The organism is Moritella sp. F3 (assembly GCF_015082335.1).
GTDB lineage: Bacteria > Pseudomonadota > Gammaproteobacteria > Enterobacterales > Moritellaceae > Moritella.
Window position 1 is genome coordinate 17,549 of the sequence record NZ_BLRL01000013.1, and the last position, 19,122, is coordinate 36,670.

The window sequence follows — 19,122 nt, forward strand, 5'->3', positions numbered from 1 at the left end:
TTTCGATTAGCGAGTTACTGCGTATTCACTACATAGTTTAGGCGAGTTTTTAGACATCGTTTAGGCCAATTTTTTGCACGAATTATTTTGTTCATGTCGATATGCTTATTTTTCACTGGTGTTTGTTCGACTAGTGTTTGTTTATCGCAGGTATATACTGCTAAAATCGTGGATTCGCAGAACTGCGTACACCCCATTATTTATATTGAGATCGAACCACCATGACTGCAACCGTTTCTACCCTGCCATCAGCGCAACATGTGCTTGAAAGTGTTTTTGGTTATCAACAATTCCGCATGGGTCAGGAAGAGGTGATTGCACATGCAGTGGCTGGTCTCGATAGTCTTGTTATTATGCCTACGGGTGGCGGTAAATCATTGTGTTATCAAGTGCCAGCATTGGTGCGTGGTGGTTTAACCATCGTGCTAAGCCCACTTATTTCCTTAATGAAAGATCAGGTCGATGCCTTACGCGCAAGCGGTGTGGCGGCTGCGTATATGAATTCGACGCTGGCGAGACAAGAGTCAGCGCAAATTTATAATGATTTACAGAATAATCGCTTACAAGTTTTATATTTGTCACCAGAACGTTTGATGGTGGGCGATTTTTTACAATACCTGCAGCAATTTCCAATCAGTTTATTTGCCATTGATGAAGCTCATTGTATTTCCTCTTGGGGTCATGATTTTAGACCTGAATACAATGAATTAGGTAAGCTGAAGCAGTTTTTCCCGAATGTACCTATGATGGCATTAACGGCAACCGCGGATGACGCAACACGCTTAGATATTCTTAACCAATTGCAAATGCATGAACCGAAAGTGAGTATGTCGAGTTTTGATCGACCTAATATTCGTTACTCACTGGTAGAAAAATTTAAAGCACTAGATCAACTTAAGCGTTATGTAAAACAGCAAGATGGTGTCAGTGGTATTGTTTATTGCACCAGCCGTAAACGTGTTGAAGAAGTTGCAGAAGGCTTAAGCCGTGCCGGTTTTGACGCTAAACCTTATCATGCGGGGTTATCACAACAAGAACGCCAAGAGACACAAGAAACCTTTATCCGCGATGAGCTAGATATCGTCGTGGCGACAGTCGCTTTTGGTATGGGCATCAATAAACCCAATGTGCGCTTTGTGGTGCATTATGATCTGCCAAAAAACATTGAATCCTACTATCAAGAAACTGGCCGTGCTGGTCGTGATGGCTTGCCTGCTGAAGCGTTATTAATGTTTGATCCCGCCGATATAATGCGCGTGCGTTATATGGTTGAGCAAACTGAAAATGAACAGCAGCAGCGTGTGGAAATGCACAAGCTTAATACCATGGTGGCGTTTGCTGAAGCGCAAACTTGTCGTCGTCAGGTATTACTGAATTATTTTGGTGAGTTTAATGATAAGCCCTGTGGTAACTGCGATATTTGTCTCGATCCTCCGAAGCGTTATGACGGTGCCGAAGATGCAAAAATGGCATTGTCGTGTGTGTATCGTGTTGGCCAAGCCTTTGGTATGGCCTATGTTGTTGACGTATTAAGAGGTTCTCAGAATCAACGGGTGAAAGAACGTGGTCACGATAAATTATCGACGTTTGGCATTGGTAAGGCTAAATCACAAGAGCATTGGTTAAGCGTGTTACGCCAATTAATTCACAGTGGTTTGTTATTGCAAAATATTACTCGCAGCTCGGTATTACAGTTAACTGAAGCTGCACGCCCAGTATTACGTGGTGAGCAGGAACTCGAATTAGCCGAGCCACGCTTACAGCCTATTACCAATGTTGATAAAGCACCAAAACGCAGTAGCCGTATTGCTAACTTTAATTATGATCGTAAATTGTTTGCAGCGTTGCGCAAATTACGTAAAGACATTGCTGACAGTGAAAACATTCCGCCGTATGTGGTGTTTAATGATGCTTCACTGGCTGAAATGGCAGAGATAAAACCGCAAAATGAAGCGGAAATGCTCGATATTAATGGTGTTGGTCACGTTAAATTAGAACGTTTTGGGCGTCAGTTTTTGACTAAAATAGCCGCTTACGACTAGTTTTATATTGAGTATAATAAATCGTATTTTATGAATAGCAGGGAATAATAAAAACATGAGCTGGACTCTCGCAACACAACAAGCAACAGATAACATTTTGATGTTGGAACATGCTGAATTGAATTTTGAAAACTTTACCACTCTCGCGCCGACATTGGTTGAGTTAATCGCTGCACGTGTATGTGATAAAAACTGGGGTGCAGATCGCCACGCCTGGGTATTAGAATACCAGGACATTAATTTATTATTTGAATTTGAAGATTACACTGGTAGTGCCTGGTTGGCGGTTGCCCGTGAAGAAGAACAGGGCATTCTTGTTGAAATTGCGGAAAAATTGAAATAGCAATAAAGCTAACAGCCAGTTCATGTTATTCGACTATTAAATATTAAAAAATTTCTTCTTCGTTAAACCATAACTCGGCCTGTAGCGTCGTTGAAAAACTTTCGACGGCGATCGGGTTGATCGCTTCAAGCGTTGTTACCATCTTGTGCAACCATTTCGGCTCAGCAATAAATGCTATTTTATGCCAATACTGCCAGTATTTTATCCCCATCATTGCATCATCGACTAAGGCATGTAGCTCGAATCCAGTAAAATCATTGGCAAAGACAACGCAAACATTCACCTGCGGGTGTTGCTTTAGTATATCTGTGATCACCGGTTCTAATACGGTTTCGTAATCTCTGTGGGTGATGGTCTGCGATAGGTTAATGAACAGATTAGCTTCAGCTAGATTTATGATGGTTATCATGGACATCTCCGAGTGGTTGAATGTCCTTAATTAGGCGGCGCAAAGCGGCTAACATTCATGATGATGCATTAATTATAGTCGCTATTTGCTGATAATTATTCGTGTATCGCGATTAAGCTCTGTCTTATCGGCTCTTCACAATAAACATACTGATTAATACGCTGACAATAATACAGGTCAGTGCAATCACGCTAAATGAAGCAATGCCAACAGTATCAGAAAAAAGATCGCTTAAAAGTTTAGTCCAAATGTCCATTGTGTAACTCCTCTCACTTCGGTGATATCAGTAGATCGTTAAAATTGTATATTTCAGTAATGATTACTTATTTATAGGTAATGTTACTGATATTACAATTGGATTAACTGATCCAGATCAGTTAATGGTTTTGTTACTAGTATGTTATTTTTAAACTGTGATGACGACTCGCTTTTACATTCTTATTCAGGTGCCATTCATATTATTAATTAGATACTAATGCCATGTATTCCTATAGAAGCTTAAACATGATTATTGAATTTTTAAAAAATCCTTCTAATACTGGTTCTGTAATATCCAGTAGTCGGTTTTTAGTGGATGAAATGGTTTCGCATATATCGAAAAAAGGATCGGTAATTGAATTAGGCTCTGGCTCGGGAGTGATAACGAGAAAGTTGGCATCTATGAGGTCTGTAAGTACCATATATGCATATGAAAATAATGAGGAATATCATCACTCTCTTAAGAATATAGATAAAACTATCTGCTTGTCAGATCTTTTTACAATGACAGCAACGCACAGAAATAAAAAAGTAAACACTATCTTATCCAGTATCCCCTTTGTCAATTTCTCTGGCGAAAATAGAAATAAAGCACTGAATATAATAAATAAAACATTAGATGATGATGGGGTATTCATTCAATATACTTATTTAAATCGATGTCCATTTGGTCATGTTGCTTTACATGAAAATAACTTCAAGGTTAAACAGGTCAAAAAAATATGGCTTAACATTCCGCCCGCGACCGTTTACGTTTACGAAAAAATCCCTAGCTAGTCACACAATGCACTCAACTTGAGTGCATTTTTTATGGCTGAAATATAATTACATTGAATTCAAGGTCAGCTTTTGTATAATGCCCGTCCGCCTCCTTTCACTTGAAAAGGGCGGATACAATTTGCATGGGTTCCCTCACCCCATGAATTTAACTAAAAAGGTTTATTATGCGTGAATTAACTGCAATGCAGACGCGTCAAGCGTTGATCTGTCTCTCTTGTTTTCATATTTTAGTGATCACAGCGAGCAACTATTTAGTCCAACTTCCAATCAATATATTTGGTTTCCACACGACGTGGGGAGCATTTACATTTCCGTTTATCTTTTTAGCAACCGATCTGACTATTCGTGTCTTTGGTGCTGGCATGGCGAAACGCATTATTGCGCAAGTGATGTTACCGGCATTAGCGATCTCGTATGCGTTATCTGTGGTGTTCTTTGAAGGTAGTTATCAAGGGTTCGCAGGTTTAAGCGAGTTTAATAGTTTTGTTGGCCGTATTGCGCTGGCGAGCTTTTTAGCTTATTTATTTGGCCAGGCGCTTGATATTGTTGTTTTTAATCGTTTAAGAAAATTAAAAACATGGTGGGTAGCTCCGATATCATCAACGGTATTTGGTAACTTAATCGATACAATGATATTTTTCTTTGTGGCATTTTACCAAAGTTCAGATGCCTTTATGGCAGCTAACTGGATTGAAATTGCGACGGTTGATTACGGGTTCAAATTATTGATTAGTTTGGCGATATTTTTACCATTGTATGGTGTGCTATTAACTAAATTGGCGAGTGTTATTACTTTCCAAGGTAATAGTAACAACAACCTCACAAGTGCAAAAGTGAGTTAATACAACTTAGCTAGCACGAGGGCGAAAGGCGCTAAACTGATTCACCGAGTTGTGAAAAGTTTAGCGCCTTTTTTGTTTTATTACAGTAAATGTATTGGTAGTTAAGGTATAATCGCCGCGTCCCTGATTTTACGCTTTTAATTTACACGCAATTGAGGTGCCGAATGGCAACTGACGTCGGTTTATACGATGATATTCGTCCTTTTAATGATGACGAAATAGCAAGTGTTGTTGAACGCTTGGTTAACGATAAAGAATTTATTACTGCGATAGCGCACTTTCAATTTCCGCGCTTGATCAAGCATTTTAGTTGGGTGATATTCCCAATGATCCGCATGGCGCTACGCCGTAAATGTGGCAATATTACGAGTGTGAGCAAAATTCAGCACGAGGTCATTGCGTACATGGAAAAAATGATTGCGACCACGACTACGCAAGTTACTTTTAACGGTACCAATAAGTTAGACAAGAATAAAAATTATTTATTTATTTCTAATCACCGTGATATCGCGATGGATCCCGCCTTTGTAAACTGGGCATTACATCATAATGGCTTGGATACGGTACGTATTGCCATTGGTGATAATTTATTGAAAAAGCCATTTGTATCCGATCTGATGCGCTTAAATAAAAGCTTTATTGTAAAACGTTCGGCGAAAGGCGTGCGTGAAATGATGGCAGCATTTAAATCATTATCGGGTTATATTTCTCATTCAATAAAAGAAGAACAGCAATCGATTTGGATTGCACAGAAAGAAGGTCGTGCTAAAGATGGCAATGATCAGACTGACCCTGCGATTTTAAAAATGATGTATATGAATGGTAAAGGCCAGAAAATTAGCTTTCCAGAGTACATGAAATCATTAAATATTGTACCGGTGACTATTTCTTATGAATACGATCCAAACGATGCTGCGAAAGCCAATGAGATTTGTCAGTTAGCGACAGCTGGTGAATACAATAAAGCTGAGTTTGAAGATATTGATAGTATTGTCCAAGGTATTGTCGGCTTTAAAGGTCATGTGAATGTTACTTTTGGTGACGTGATTATTGATGATATTGCCGATGCGAATGAATTAGCGCTGCGTATTGATCAAGTTATCGATGATAATTACCATCTGCATGGCACTAATTTATTAGCCGCGGAGCAGTTACATGGTACTGATGAATATAAACAAGCTGCAAGCAGCGTAACGGCGGGGCAACGTGCTAAGTTTACTGCGCATTTGCAAAGCATACCGACAGCGTTACATGCCACTGTGTTAGCTGGTTATGCTAAATCAGCCGAGAAACAGTTGGCCTAGCTGAGTAATCGCTCGTATTCAGATATATTTAAAGCCCAGTACGCTGGGCTTTTTGCTATCTGCAATTCAAAAATTAAATAAATACGTTTTCTTTGTTAATAAAACTTGCAAATACAAATGAGATTGATTATCATTAACTTGTTCTTCAGGAAGTCAGTATTTATTTCAGTAGGACAAGACATTGCTCACATTGCTTCCGGGTTAATTTTAATCCATTACTCCTTGCAGGGTAAACCGAATTTTTTTCGGGCCGGTAGATCAAACTTCTTATCCCTCGATTATAGAGAAGTTTGATCAATACCGGCTTTTTATTTTCTGCAATAAACCATTCTTTATTAACATAAATCAAACATTGAAATACTTATGTGGTGTATTCTTTTTAATCATCATGATTTCTTTTTGCGCACAAATTCCTTCGGTCTAAGATTCTTTTCCACATATTCTAAAAGCGCTAGATAATTTAAGATCTAATAACAAGAAAATGTAAGCCCTTGTTATTAAGCTTGTTTTAAGTGTTATCATCAAGATCTTAACAGATTGGCTATTTTTTTGATCGTCATTATTAACAGAGTTATCCACAGTTAGATCTAGATCTAGATCTTCGATCAAGTGGTTAAGATCTGATCGCGAGATATATTTTTATCATCAACATAGCGCGAATTCACGGCTTGTGGCATGCTTAGTCTATTCATCACTTATTTCATTGAGTTTATTTTTATGTCTACGATCCCTAGCAATCCCCTTGTGCTTGTCGATGGCTCTTCGTACTTGTTTCGTGCTTATCATTCACCACCGCATTTAACCAATGCTGAAGGTATGGCTACGGGCGCTGTGTATGGTGTCGTTAACATGTTAAAAAGCTTATTAACGCAATTTGACCCAAGTCATATCGCCGTGATCTTCGATGCTAAAGGTCCTACATTCCGAAATGAAATGTATCCAGATTATAAAGCCCATCGTCCACCAATGCCGGATGATCTACGTTGTCAGATCGAACCTGTGCATAACGCTGTTAAAGCATTGGGTTTACCGCTGATCTGTATTTCAGGTGTTGAGGCAGATGATGTGATCGGTACGATCGCACTGCAAGCAAGTGCGGAAGGTCGTGCTGTATTGATCAGTACTGGCGATAAAGATATGGCGCAGTTAGTTGACGAGAATGTCACACTGATCAACACCATGACCGATGTTGTATTAGATCCGCAAGGCGTTAAAGATAAATTTGGTGTACCACCTGAATTGATTATTGATCTGTTAGCGTTGATGGGTGATGCTGCCGATAATATTCCTGGTGTTCCCGGTGTCGGTGAAAAAACCGCATTAGGTCTATTGCAGGGATTGGGTAGTATTAAAGATATTTACAATAACTTAGATGCTATTGCGCCATTAGGCTTCCGTGGATCTAAAACCCTTGCGAAGAAAATGATCGAGCATAAAGACAATGCTGAAATGTCTTATGCATTAGCGACGATCAAGCTTGATGTCGAAACAGGCGTGACACTCGATGATCTCGCTATTACTCCTACTAACGTTGATGATCTTGCTGCGCTATACCAGAAGATGGGCTTTAAGCGTTGGTTAGCGGCACTGGTCGGCGGCGCTGATGCAACGAAACATGTACACGCAGGTAAAGCGGCAAAAGCGAGCTCAAGTGATTCTGCTAATGGTAGTACTGAGGACGGTGCTAACGTTGTTGTGCCATCGACGATTGATCGCAGTAACTATGAAACAATTTTAACCCAAGCTGATTTTGATCGCTGGTTAGAAAAATTAAAGCAATCAGATCTGTTTGCATTGGATACTGAAACCACGAGCCTTAACTACATGCAGGCTGAGTTAGTGGGCTTATCATTTGCGGTTGCTGAAGGTGAAGCTGCTTATTTACCAGTGGCGCATGATTATATTGACGCGCCTGAACAATTAGATCGTGATCATGTATTAGCGTCATTAAAAGCATTACTAGAAGACGATAACGCGAAGAAAGTGGGTCAAAATCTAAAGTATGATGCATCTGTATTAGCGAACTACGGCATTAAGTTAGCCGGTATTGCTTATGACACTATGATTGAGTCGTATGTGTATAACAGTGTCGCGACGCGTCATGATATGGACAGTTTGGCATATAAATATCTTGGCCATACAACCATTAGCTTTGAAGAGATCGCCGGTAAAGGTAAAAAACAATTAACCTTTAACCAAATCGATTTAGAACAAGCATCACCTTACGCCGCTGAAGATGCAGATGTTACCTTACGCTTACACAATGTATTGTGGCCTAAGATCGAAGCTGAACCTTCGTTAGTGACTTTATTTAACGAGGTTGAATTACCGCTTGTTAGTATCTTGTCTGGTGTTGAGCGCCAAGGTGTATTGATTGAAAAATCAAAACTGGATGCACAAAGTGTAGAGCTTGGTGAGCGCATGCTAGAGCTAGAAGCAAAAGCGCACGAAATTGCAGAGCAACCTTTTAACCTGAGTTCCCCAAAACAATTGCAAGAAATTCTGTTTGTGAAAATGGAATTGCCTGTTATTAAGAAAACACCAAAAGGTGCGCCATCAACAGCAGAAGAAGTGTTACAAGAATTAGCGCTTAATTATCCATTGCCGAAGCTGATTTTAGAATACCGTAGTTTAAGTAAACTGAAATCAACGTATACGGATAAGCTACCAACCTTGATCGAAGAAAAAACTGGTCGCGTACATACTTCTTATCATCAAGCCGTTACCGCTACGGGTCGTTTATCATCAAGCGATCCAAATCTACAGAATATTCCTGTACGAGCGGGTGAAGGTCGACGTATCCGTCAGGCGTTTATTCCTGAAACAGGTTATAAATATGTTGCAGTGGATTACAGCCAAATTGAATTACGTATTATGGCGCATTTATCACAAGATAAAGGTTTATTAACCGCGTTTTCTGAAGGTAAAGATATTCACAGTGCAACCGCTGCTGAAGTATTTTCTGTTGATTTAGCCGATGTCACGACAGATCAACGTCGTAGTGCGAAAGCGATTAACTTCGGACTTATTTATGGCATGAGTGCATTTGGTTTAGGTCGTCAGTTAAACGTACCGCAAAAAGAAGCTAAGCAATATATGGCGCGTTACTTCGAGCGTTACCCTGGTGTATTAACGTATATGGATGACACGCGAAAAGTAGCGAAAGATAAAGGTTATGTTGAAACCTTGTCTGGACGTCGTTTGTATCTACCAGAAATTAACGCACGTAATAAAATGCGTCAAATGGCGGCTGAACGTGCTGCGATTAATGCACCAATGCAAGGCACTGCATCAGACATCATCAAGAAAGCGATGATCAATGTTGCGGGTTGGATGGAGACGGTGGAAACGGACTCTATTCGCATGCTAATGCAAGTGCACGATGAATTGGTTTTTGAAATTAAAGAACAGCATGTTGATGCTTATGTTGAAAACATTAAAGAGTTGATGGCTGCGGCAATGTCGTTAGATGTCCCACTACTTGCTGAAGCAGGTGTTGGTGATAACTGGGATGAAGCACATTAACATCCCATTAGGGACTGATTACGCGCTAATTCTATAACGCGAGTATAGTATAGAAACTAAAACCAGTCTCATGACTGGTTTTGTTGTTTTTATACATAAAAAAAAGCTATTAGTGCGCATTGTCACAAAAATTGTAACTAAATAACGTATTTTACTTTCGGTTGAAATAAGTTTGCAGTATATTGGCGGGGTAGGGTATGGAGGTTCGAAATTATATTTCAAACCTTTTGTTTCAAATTGAATTTATTATTCATCGCCACGTCACTTTTTGACGAGGCGTTTTTTTTGCCTACAATTCAGTAAAGACTCAGTAACGACTAATCGTCTTCGTTAATGTATTCGTAGTCACTGTCATCGTACTCTTCGGTGTCTTCACTTGGAGTACCTGTTGCAGGTTCTAGCGCATACCATTCACATAGCTTGTTTTTAAGTACATCAATACCGGTATGTTTTAATGACGAGAATGGTGCAACAGTTACGTCACCACCAAATTCTTTCACGGCTTCTTTTACTTCTTTAACCGTTTTGCTGCGAACGCCTTGCTTCAATTTATCCGCTTTGGTTAATAACGCCATTACTGGAATTTCAGAATCAATCGCCCAAAGAATTAATTGCTTATCTAATTCTTTTAACGGGTGACGAATATCCATTAATACCACGATACCTTTTAATGAATCGCGTTTTTGTAGGTATTCACCTAATGCTTTCTGCCATTTTTTCTTTACTTCAAAAGGTACTTTTGCAAAACCATAACCTGGTAAATCGATTAGGCGTTTGCCGTCTTCGATTTCAAATACGTTAATAAGTTGCGTACGGCCAGGTGTTTTACTTGTTCTCGCTAAACTTTTTTGGCGTGTCAAAGTGTTTAATGCACTTGATTTACCTGCATTAGATCGCCCAGCGAAAGCAATTTCAATGCCCGAATCATCTGTTAGGTGACTAATGTCTGGCGCACTAATCCTAAAGGCAGCGTTTTCGAAGTGTATCTTTTTGTTATCCAATTTAATATCTCTCATTGAAATTGTGTTAAATGATTACTTTTTTTTGAAAATGTGTAAAATAGTCAAAAAGAATAATAATAAGTGTAACATGTCACGCCGTGACATGGGATCGGAAGCTGAAAATAACAAGTGGAATGCTATGAAAAGTCTTGTCTTATCTTTTGCAATGTTAATCGGATTAATGGGTACTGCCCAAGCTGCAGGGGATGCAGCTGCGGGTGAAGCTATTTCTGGTACATGTACTGCGTGTCATGGTGCTGATGGCAATAGCCCTGCAAGTATCTATCCTAAACTAGCGGGGCAGAATGCTTCGTACCTTGTCAAGCAGTTGAAAGATTTTCAGCTTGCTATGCAAACTGGTGGTGAAAAGGGTCGTAACGATCCTGTCATGATGGGTATGGCGGCAATGTTAACTGAAGAAAACATGCAGGATCTTGCTGCATTCTATTCAGAGCAAACAATGAAGCCTGAAGAAACGCCTGAAGAAGTGGTTGCAGCTGGTCAACTATTATACCGTGGTGGCGACATCGAGCGTGGTATTACAGCTTGTTCTGCATGTCATGGCCCACGTGGTAATGGTAGCGAAACGGCTAAATTCCCGAAAATATCTGGCCAACATGCTGATTACATTAAAGCGCAGCTAGAGAAATTCAGTAATAAAGAACGTGCAAATGACCAAAATGGTATGATGCATGATATCGCATATAAAATGAAACCTGCGGATATGGAAATTATTTCTAAATATCTAGGTGGCCTTCACTAAGCATTTTTGTTTAGTAGGTACATTTTTATATCGTAAAAAACTCAGCCTCGGCTGAGTTTTTTATTTTCATCTTATCTAAATTATCTTTTTTCTTCCTTGCTTTTTTGGTAGTCTGCGCTCACTTAAAGAATTGCCTACTTATGCCCTTAATAAAGATTGGTAAATTGACTATCTTTAAATAAGGCGAAATACGATACCCCACTGATCAACAAGATTGTAAACAAGCTTATTGTTAACCTTGCTATCAGACAGATTTAAAACAGAGAATACTATGACACGTAAAAGAAAAGAACGCTCAGGCGGCCCGTTAGCAATTGCTAAATCAGACCGTAGTAAACGTGAAACGAATACTCAAGCAGTAGAAGCGCGCAAGCAAAAACGACTAAAAAAACGTAAAGGTTTAGCATCAGGTAATAAAACGGCTGAAGCTGAAAAAGGCAAAAAAGGTACTGGCGGTCCACGTAAATCAGGTGATCCTCGTATCGGCAGTAAAGCACCAATTCAATTAGTGTCGGCGCCAACGCCAGTTGCACAACCTGCGATTGTAAAAGTAAAACAACCGAAAGCAGAAGTGAAACCTGTTGCACCTGTATTAACGTTCGAGCAAGAGCTTGATAAGTTAGAAAGTGATGCACGTCTAAATGGTCTATTACTGCGTCTAGATAACAACGAAGTACTAAACCATGATGATCAAGATTATGTCGATCAAGGTGTAGAGCGTCACGCATTCTTACTTGAAGAACTGGGTTATGCTGATGACGAAGAATTCGACGAAGAGTACGATGAAGCTGAGTGGGATGAAGCGATGATGGCTGAACTTGATGCTAAATCACTGAACACGAATACTGAGCAGTTATCTGAAGATGAATTGTATGAGCGTTTCCTAGCAACAGAAAAAAAATTAAAGAACAACGATAACGAGGGCTAATAATGCAAGCGAGTTGGATGATTTTAATCGGCAGTGGATGCCTGATCATTCTGGCATTATCAGTGTATGCGGGACGTTTACTGTATCGTGTAAAAGCGCAACAAGTGCAGCAGCTAAATCAACAAAATGACGCCATTGCTGCACGTAAAGTTCGTATCACTGAAAGTGTACAGATTATTGCTAAAGCTATGGGGAGTGAAGAATGTGACTTGTCTGAAGGCACAATCCGTATCTGTAAGTTACTCGCCGCAATTCCAGCTGCGGAACCTGTTGATTGGGTTAAGCTGTATCCTGACTTACATGCGTTTTATGAAAAAATAAAACACATGCCGATTATGGATGCTCGCAGTGAGCTATCAAAAAAAGAGCGCATGCAATTAGATTTAAACCGTTTTCGTTTTGAAGGTGAATACGCTGAGTGTGTGCAGCAAGATGTTGCTCGCTTAACTACGTTTGAATGTTAATTAATAACGCTCTAATCGTTAATATTATGATGTAAGACAAGCTGCTCGGTATTGCTTTTCGGCATACTGTCGCGACTTGTCTTAGGGGATGAATATGCTAAATCAAAAATTAGTCTGGGATCAGGCTATGATCGAAAAATATAATTACAGTGGTCCAAGATATACATCGTATCCAACTGCGTTGGAATTTGATGAATCGTTTGGCTATCAAGACTTTCGCTTTGCTTGCGATGAGACGCCAGATAAGCCGTTGTCACTGTATGTGCATATTCCTTTCTGCCATAAGCTTTGTTATTACTGTGGTTGTAACAAGGTTATTACGCGCCATCTGCATAAAGCCGATAAGTACCTTGATGTACTGGAAGCGGAAATTAAGCTACAAGCCCCATTTTTTAAAGACCGTAATGTATCACAACTGCATTGGGGTGGTGGTACGCCAACGTTTTTAACACAGCCGCAAATTCAACGTTTGATTGATGTGTTAAAAGACAGTTTTACTTTTGCTGACGATGCTGAAATTTCGATTGAAGTTGACCCGCGTGAAATTGAACTGAGTACTATCGACTTATTATCTAAAGTTGGTTTTAACCGTTTAAGCCTCGGTGTTCAAGATTTTGATAAAAAAGTACAAGCAGCGATTAATCGTGATCAAGATGAAGATTTCATTTTTGCTATTATTAAACGTGCACATGAACTTGGCTTTAAATCGACGAACATTGATTTAATTTACGGTTTACCACACCAAACCAAAGAAACGTTCCATAACACATTAGAACGTGTACTTGATTTAGACCCAGCCCGTTTAACCGTGTTTAACTATGCGCATATACCGAGCTTGTTTGCCGGTCAGCGTAAAATGAAAGAAGAAGATATGCCGTCACCTTCAGATCGTTTAGCGATTTTGGAAGACGCAATTTCATTTTTAACTGACAACGGTTACCAGTTTATTGGTATGGACCACTTTGCTAAACCGGATGATGAATTAGCCATTGCTCAACGTGAAGGCATACTGCATCGTAACTTCCAGGGTTATACAACCCAAGGTGAAAGTGATTTATTAGGCCTGGGTGTTTCTTCAATTAGTCAGATTGGTAATGCGTATTCGCAAAACCAAAAAGAATTAAAAACTTATTACAAACAAGTTGAAGAACTGGGTCATGCCCAATGGCGTGGTGTTGGTTTGAATGATGATGATTCAATTCGTCGCGCTGTTATCAAGCAATTAATGTGTAATTTTGAACTGGATATGGACAAGATTGCCAATACTTTCGATCTTGATTTCGCGAGTTACTTTGCTGAAGACATGGGGTTATTACAAACGTTCATTAATGACGAGTTAGTCATTGTTGGCGGTAATATGCTACAAGTTGCACCGAAAGGTAAGTTGTTGATCCGTAATATTTGCATGTGTTTCGATGTGTATTTACGTCAACGCGCACGTCAACAGCAGTTTTCTCGAGTAATTTAATCGTTCCAGTAAGATGACATAATAATGAGGCACCTAATGGTGCCTTTTTAATACCCGAAAGGCAGGCATCCCGCCAGTTACCACGAAATAGTACTCTCGATTTTTTGACTATTAAGTTAGTATTAGCGACTTGATTTCATAGAAGATTAATATACATAACTTGGTATCTATGTAATATTGCCCTTCGACTAACATTATCGTATTTTATATAGCGGTTAATGACAGAAATGATCACAAAAATGGAAGTACGCCTATGAAAGCGATAGTCATTGATATTGATGATACAGTATTAGATTTTGGTTCTCGGTTACGTGAATTTGTTAATCATCAATATGATAAACAAGTGACTGGTAAGCCATTAGCATGGGACTTATGTGAATGGTTGGGGATTAAAGAAGGTCAGGACGTTAAAATATTAAAAGAGTTTGCATCTAGCTGGCAATTTGGCGCGTTGGACGCATTGCCAGGCGCATCTCGAATTCTAACTAAGTTAGCGCAAGAAGGTTATGAAATATTCTGTATTACCGCCTGTAGTCGTGATGGACAAGTTGAAGCGCTACGTCGCGCCAATATGTACCATTGCTTCGGTAATATTTTTCAAGAGATTTTCTTTGTTGAATTTGGTGAGTCAAAAGCGACTTATTTAAATAAAATTCAACAGACACATGAAATCCATGCTTTTGTTGATGATAAATATGACAATCTTGTGGATGCGAAAAATGCCGGTATTGATAACTGTATCATGATAAAACAACCGCATAACAAGGTGTTTAGAGAGCATGTCACTTGTGCTCACGATTGGTATGAAATTTCTCATATCATTCAAACTTGGCACGGTAAGTCATGGTCGATACAGTAGGCTAAACTTATCATTAGCGATGAAGATCTCAGTTATGCAATGTATCTGAGGTTTTCAATTTGTAGTTTTAATTAGTACTTATGACTTTCAGGTGAAAGTGGTACTATCTATTTAATAGATAACTTAAATTGTGTGGGATATGAGAAATCATGCAGCAACGACATACTGATATTATTAATCTTGTAAATGAAGAGGGACGCGCGTCTGTCGGCGAAATGTCGATTAAGCTGGGTGTTTCAGAGGTCACGATCCGTCATGACCTGAACAAGTTAGAAAAAGAAGGCTTCATCCGTCGTGTTCATGGTGGTGCTACTCCACATAATACCGATAACGTGTCTCACCGTATTACGGTTAATTATGAACACAAGCGCAAGATGGCGATGTGTGCAGCGAGTTTGGTTGAGCATGGTGAAACTGTCATGATCGAAGGCGGTAGTGCAAATGCATTACTGGCTAAAGAACTCGGTAAACGTAGTGATGTTACTATCATTACGCCAAGCAGTTACATTGCTCATTTGATGAAAGAAACAGACGTTAAGATCATCGTGTTAGGTGGTCTGTATCAACATGAAAGTGAAAGTATGGTGGGCACATTGACGCGTCTTTGCATCAAGCATACTCACTTTACTAAAGCATTTTTAGGCATTGATGGCTTGCATCCGAATACAGGCTTTACAAGCCGTAATATGATGCGTGCTGATGTTGGTGTAGCAATTTTAGAGAAAGGTGCACAGAATATTGTCATCACAGATTCGTCTAAATTTGGGCAAGTGCACAATACGCCATTATACCAATTCGAACAGGTTGATATGGTTATTACTGACGAAGATGCATCGTTAGAATATGTAAACCTATTAGAAAAACATAATATTAAAGTCGTAAAATAATTTTCCTCTACGACTGTTTTAATCTGTGTTTTATCAAAACCAGTTAGAATTGTTATAATATAACAATTCTAACTGGCGTCAGCTACAAATGTTATGTTATATTATAACGCTGTTTACTGACCCTCGTGTTTATACCATGTCTTTATTGTTATTTCTGAGCATTGCAACGCTCTTCCTTGGCCCTTATTTATGTAAATTTGTCGGCTCTAAATCCGATCGTTTTGCTTTCTTCGATAGCTTTATTTTTGTCTCTATTGGCGGTTTGGTATTATTCCACATCTTGCCAGAGTTACTAGAAAGTGGCGGGATTGCTGTGCTTGGATTAATGTTGGTTGGCTTATTTGGCCCTGGCATGGTTGAGAAAGTATTCCATAAAATCGCCAAGCAAACCCATTCGGTTACTTTGATATTAGGTGTGCTAGGTTTAGTCTTACATGCGATCACCGATGGTGGTGCGCTGGCCATTGAAGATGACCAGACTGCTTATTTATTAGCGATTGGTGTGGTACTGCATCGTTTCCCTGTTGGCCTTACTGTGTGGTGGTTATTACGACCGCATTATGGCCGTGCGCTACCATTGGCTGTTTTAACTGCAATGTCCTTAGCGACGGTTGCTGGTACTTGGTTAGGTGGAGAACTGATTGCGCACGATAGCGGTAATTGGTTGATCTGGTTCCAAGCGTTAGTCATGGGCTCTATCTTACATGTGGTATTTCACCAGCCCTACAAGCAAGAACACGGTAAAGAAACGCAACGAGATAAATTTGCCGCTGGCACAGGCAGCTTAATTGGCGCTATTTGTTTGCTTGCGGTATTACTGCCACATTGGTTAGGTTATGCGCCGCATAATCATGATGCCCCTGTAACTGTCGAATCACAGATTGTCACCTCAGCTGAATTACACTCAGCTGACCATGTCGGACACGATGACCATGTCGGTCACGATGACCATGTCGGTCACGATGACCATGTCGGTCACGATGACCATGTCGGTCACGATGACCATGTCGGTCACGATGACCATGTCGGTCACGATGACCATGTAGGACACGATGACCATGTCGGACATGATGACCATGTAGGACATGATGACCATGCAGCAGCTGATAATGATCACGCTGGGCATGCACATGGCAATGAAACAGCGGAAACCTTATTACGCTTTGTGAGCTTGTCGTTACATGCCGCGCCAGCGTTATTATTCGCTTATATCCTTACTTGGCTGATTAACTTTGTGAAACCAGCCTTTAATATGGTCGGTCAATTACGCAGTACGGGCCCAGTTGCTGGCGCATTGAAAGGCACACTCATTGGTTTGCCATTGCCTATTTGCATACCCGATGCATCAGGTATGTATAAGCAACTGATTAAAGCGGGTTGTGGTTCTGCATTAGCGGTTTCATTCTTAGTTGCATCCCCTGTTATTGGCTTTGATGCGTTACTTATTTCATTACCGCTGTTGGGTGTTGAATGGGTTGGTATACGTTTAGTGATGGCGGTTATATTAGCGGTGACGTTAGGCTTACTTATTGGTTCATTATTCAAAAAGCATGACTTGAATAGCGATACTTGCGCGACGACCGAAGAGTTAGAGGCATCAACGTCACGCCTTAAACGTGCATTTGAACATGGTTTTTCACATCTTATTGATCATACCGCACCTTGGGTATTATTTGGTTTGATTGCGGCAGCGACATTTACGCCAACCATTGGCTGGGAGTTCTTACAGCAAGAACCTTGGTTACAGGTTGTATTGGCTATTCTGATTGCCTTGCCGTTCCACTTCTGTGCCACCGGTATTACGCCTGTACTGGCCATTATGCTGGTTGCTGGCGTATCTCCTGGTGCGGTTGTGGCCTTTAGTTTAGTCGGACCCACATTGAACTTAGATTTGTATCGCTTTATTAAAGACAATCAAGGTAAGCAGATTGCGATGGCGGTCGTGATGGCCATTGTCACTGTCGCGCTACTACTAGGCTTAGGCATTATGTATTGGGTACCTGAGTTACCGAAACCTTGGTTAACGTTAGCGCCACATTGGCAAGATGATTGGTGGCGTTATGCTAGTTTAGCGATAGTGACAGTGTTATTTGCGATTAGTATTTTACGTCGCGGTGCACGTAGCTTTATGCTGGAGTTATTACCGCATAGTTTTAGAAATGCGAAACCACATCATCACCATTAGACGGTGATATCAATCTTACTGCTACGGGCGTCGCGTCGTTTACTGACTCGACGTTCGTAACGGGGATTATGCTTTAATAGACGTTGCCGCCGTTCATGGCGGTGACGCTGCTCCATGATAAATTCACCTTCTACCTCTATCGTGTCGATGATATTGATATCTTGATTTATGTTGTCTATATTTGCTTCCATGCTGGCCTACTTGTGGTTTTATAGAAATAACTCTCTGTTAATACGCAATTTTATGTATAAAGATCAAGCTTACTCGTTTTACATTTGCAAGGTCAAATCTGATCTGGTTTACTAAGATTAGTATAGTTACAGAAAACTAAGTATTCATTACCGATGAATTTTGAATACGAACAAAGGAGGCAAGTATGCTAAATCAGGGACGGTTACTTCATGCCAAAAAAAGTTAGCGATATACTAAGCCAAGATGAGCTTAATTTATTACAGGAAGTCATCGATAGCCAAGCTGCTCATAGCTGCAATGATATTGCTATGTCGGATATATCGAAACAGCTGCTTAATGTCTTAGCACAATCGAGTGATATTGTACTTGTTGCTCAGCGCGAGCAAGAGGAGTATCGCTTTCCGCTTTATTTACTCGATGATGAACTAAAGGAATTGGGGCAGCCAGATATTATTGATCATAAAGGTGGCGGCGGCCGCTATTGGCGTTTTGCAGCACCGAAAGGACTGAAAATATTCGATCATAAAGGTGATGTGCTATTAGGTGTTGTCAGCAATATTTCCACCTCGGGATTATTCATGTTGTGTAGTGAACTGCAACTTACATCGTCAGGTGTTAATCTGAAAGAGGGGGCTAATCTACGCTTTTATCTAAAGATTCCGCAGCGTGGTTTTCACTTAGTTGATGCGACGGTGGTAAGGATTGAAAGTGAGAAGAATAATATTAAAGGACTAGCGTTAAAATTTAATATTAACGATGAACTGACATTAATATTACATGATTATATTATCGAGCAGCACGATGCTTTGCATGATTAAAATGAGCAGCTAATGGGCTTGAAGGTACCGACTAACTGCTATTCGCTGTATCAG

General features: G+C 40.1%; 18 protein-coding genes. 14 read left to right on the forward strand and 4 right to left on the reverse strand.

Translation table 11 applies throughout. The features are described 5' to 3' along the window. The first annotated feature begins 221 nt into the window (after nt 1-221). Nucleotides 222-2,042: a DNA helicase RecQ gene (gene recQ, locus JFU56_RS17715; RefSeq protein WP_198438596.1), complete on the forward strand. Its 1,821-nt coding sequence runs from the start codon at nt 222-224 to the stop codon at nt 2,040-2,042. 55 nt (nt 2,043-2,097) lie between these two features. Beyond that, entirely contained in the window at nt 2,098-2,385 is a 288-nt protein-coding gene (locus tag JFU56_RS17720; protein ID WP_198438597.1) for a DUF3630 family protein, read from the forward strand. Nucleotides 2,386-2,428: 43 nt separating this feature from the next. On the opposite strand, the gene JFU56_RS17725 is transcribed toward JFU56_RS17720, so the two are convergent. After that, complete coding sequence (locus JFU56_RS17725; protein ID WP_198438598.1) at nt 2,429-2,794, reverse strand: STAS/SEC14 domain-containing protein; 366 nt, start codon at nt 2,792-2,794, stop codon at nt 2,429-2,431. A gap of 124 nt (nt 2,795-2,918) precedes the next feature. Further along, a complete protein-coding gene (locus JFU56_RS17730; RefSeq protein ID WP_198438599.1) occupies nt 2,919-3,050 on the reverse strand; it encodes a DUF3149 domain-containing protein in 132 nt (43 codons plus the stop codon). 248 nt (nt 3,051-3,298) lie between these two features. On the opposite strand from JFU56_RS17730, the gene JFU56_RS17735 reads away from it, so the two are divergent. From JFU56_RS17735 to polA, 4 genes are all read left to right on the forward strand, one after another. Then, complete coding sequence (locus JFU56_RS17735; protein WP_198438600.1) at nt 3,299-3,829, forward strand: class I SAM-dependent methyltransferase; 531 nt, start codon at nt 3,299-3,301, stop codon at nt 3,827-3,829. A gap of 167 nt (nt 3,830-3,996) precedes the next feature. Next, complete coding sequence (locus tag JFU56_RS17740) at nt 3,997-4,674, forward strand: 7-cyano-7-deazaguanine/7-aminomethyl-7-deazaguanine transporter (protein WP_198438601.1); 678 nt, start codon at nt 3,997-3,999, stop codon at nt 4,672-4,674. A 164-nt stretch (nt 4,675-4,838) separates the two neighbouring features. Further along, nucleotides 4,839-5,978: a 1-acyl-sn-glycerol-3-phosphate acyltransferase gene (locus JFU56_RS17745; RefSeq protein WP_198438602.1), complete on the forward strand. Its 1,140-nt coding sequence runs from the start codon at nt 4,839-4,841 to the stop codon at nt 5,976-5,978. Between the two features lie 717 nt (nt 5,979-6,695). After that, a complete protein-coding gene (gene polA / locus JFU56_RS17750; RefSeq protein WP_198438699.1) occupies nt 6,696-9,503 on the forward strand; it encodes a DNA polymerase I in 2,808 nt (935 codons plus the stop codon). Between the two features lie 317 nt (nt 9,504-9,820). Here the strand turns inward: polA and yihA are convergent, their stop codons facing one another. Then, nucleotides 9,821-10,504: a ribosome biogenesis GTP-binding protein YihA/YsxC gene (yihA, locus tag JFU56_RS17755; RefSeq protein WP_198438603.1), complete on the reverse strand. Its 684-nt coding sequence runs from the start codon at nt 10,502-10,504 to the stop codon at nt 9,821-9,823. A gap of 139 nt (nt 10,505-10,643) precedes the next feature. On the opposite strand from yihA, the gene JFU56_RS17760 reads away from it, so the two are divergent. The 7 genes from JFU56_RS17760 to JFU56_RS17790 all read left to right on the forward strand — a co-directional run bounded on the left by JFU56_RS17760 (nt 10,644) and on the right by JFU56_RS17790 (nt 18,058). Further along, nucleotides 10,644-11,267, forward strand: a complete 624-nt coding sequence (locus JFU56_RS17760; RefSeq protein WP_198438604.1) for a cytochrome c — start codon at nt 10,644-10,646, stop codon at nt 11,265-11,267. A gap of 271 nt (nt 11,268-11,538) precedes the next feature. Next, nucleotides 11,539-12,195 carry a Der GTPase-activating protein YihI gene (gene yihI, locus JFU56_RS17765; RefSeq protein ID WP_198438605.1) on the forward strand — a complete coding sequence of 219 codons (657 nt, stop codon included), beginning with the start codon at nt 11,539-11,541 and terminating at the stop codon, nt 12,193-12,195. A gap of 2 nt (nt 12,196-12,197) precedes the next feature. Continuing rightward, entirely contained in the window at nt 12,198-12,659 is a 462-nt protein-coding gene (locus JFU56_RS17770) for a DUF2489 domain-containing protein (protein ID WP_198438606.1), read from the forward strand. Between the two features lie 94 nt (nt 12,660-12,753). Next, on the forward strand, nt 12,754-14,127 hold the full coding sequence (hemN, locus tag JFU56_RS17775; protein WP_198438607.1) for an oxygen-independent coproporphyrinogen III oxidase: 1,374 nt from the start codon (nt 12,754-12,756) through the stop codon (nt 14,125-14,127). A gap of 253 nt (nt 14,128-14,380) precedes the next feature. Beyond that, complete coding sequence (locus tag JFU56_RS17780; RefSeq protein WP_242066007.1) at nt 14,381-14,986, forward strand: HAD family acid phosphatase; 606 nt, start codon at nt 14,381-14,383, stop codon at nt 14,984-14,986. Between the two features lie 149 nt (nt 14,987-15,135). Continuing rightward, a complete protein-coding gene (locus tag JFU56_RS17785) occupies nt 15,136-15,873 on the forward strand; it encodes a DNA-binding transcriptional regulator YciT (protein WP_198438608.1) in 738 nt (245 codons plus the stop codon). 136 nt (nt 15,874-16,009) lie between these two features. Then, nucleotides 16,010-18,058: a permease gene (locus JFU56_RS17790; RefSeq protein ID WP_198438609.1), complete on the forward strand. Its 2,049-nt coding sequence runs from the start codon at nt 16,010-16,012 to the stop codon at nt 18,056-18,058. Here JFU56_RS17790 and JFU56_RS17795 read toward each other — a convergent pair. Continuing rightward, a complete protein-coding gene (locus JFU56_RS17795) occupies nt 18,055-18,249 on the reverse strand; it encodes a hypothetical protein (RefSeq protein ID WP_198438610.1) in 195 nt (64 codons plus the stop codon). The genes JFU56_RS17790 and JFU56_RS17795 overlap by 4 nt on opposite strands. Before the next feature lie 210 nt (nt 18,250-18,459). Between JFU56_RS17795 and JFU56_RS17800 the strand changes: the two genes are divergently transcribed. After that, nucleotides 18,460-19,068 carry a PilZ domain-containing protein gene (locus JFU56_RS17800; protein ID WP_198438611.1) on the forward strand — a complete coding sequence of 203 codons (609 nt, stop codon included), beginning with the start codon at nt 18,460-18,462 and terminating at the stop codon, nt 19,066-19,068. The last annotated feature ends 54 nt before the right edge of the window (nt 19,069-19,122 follow it).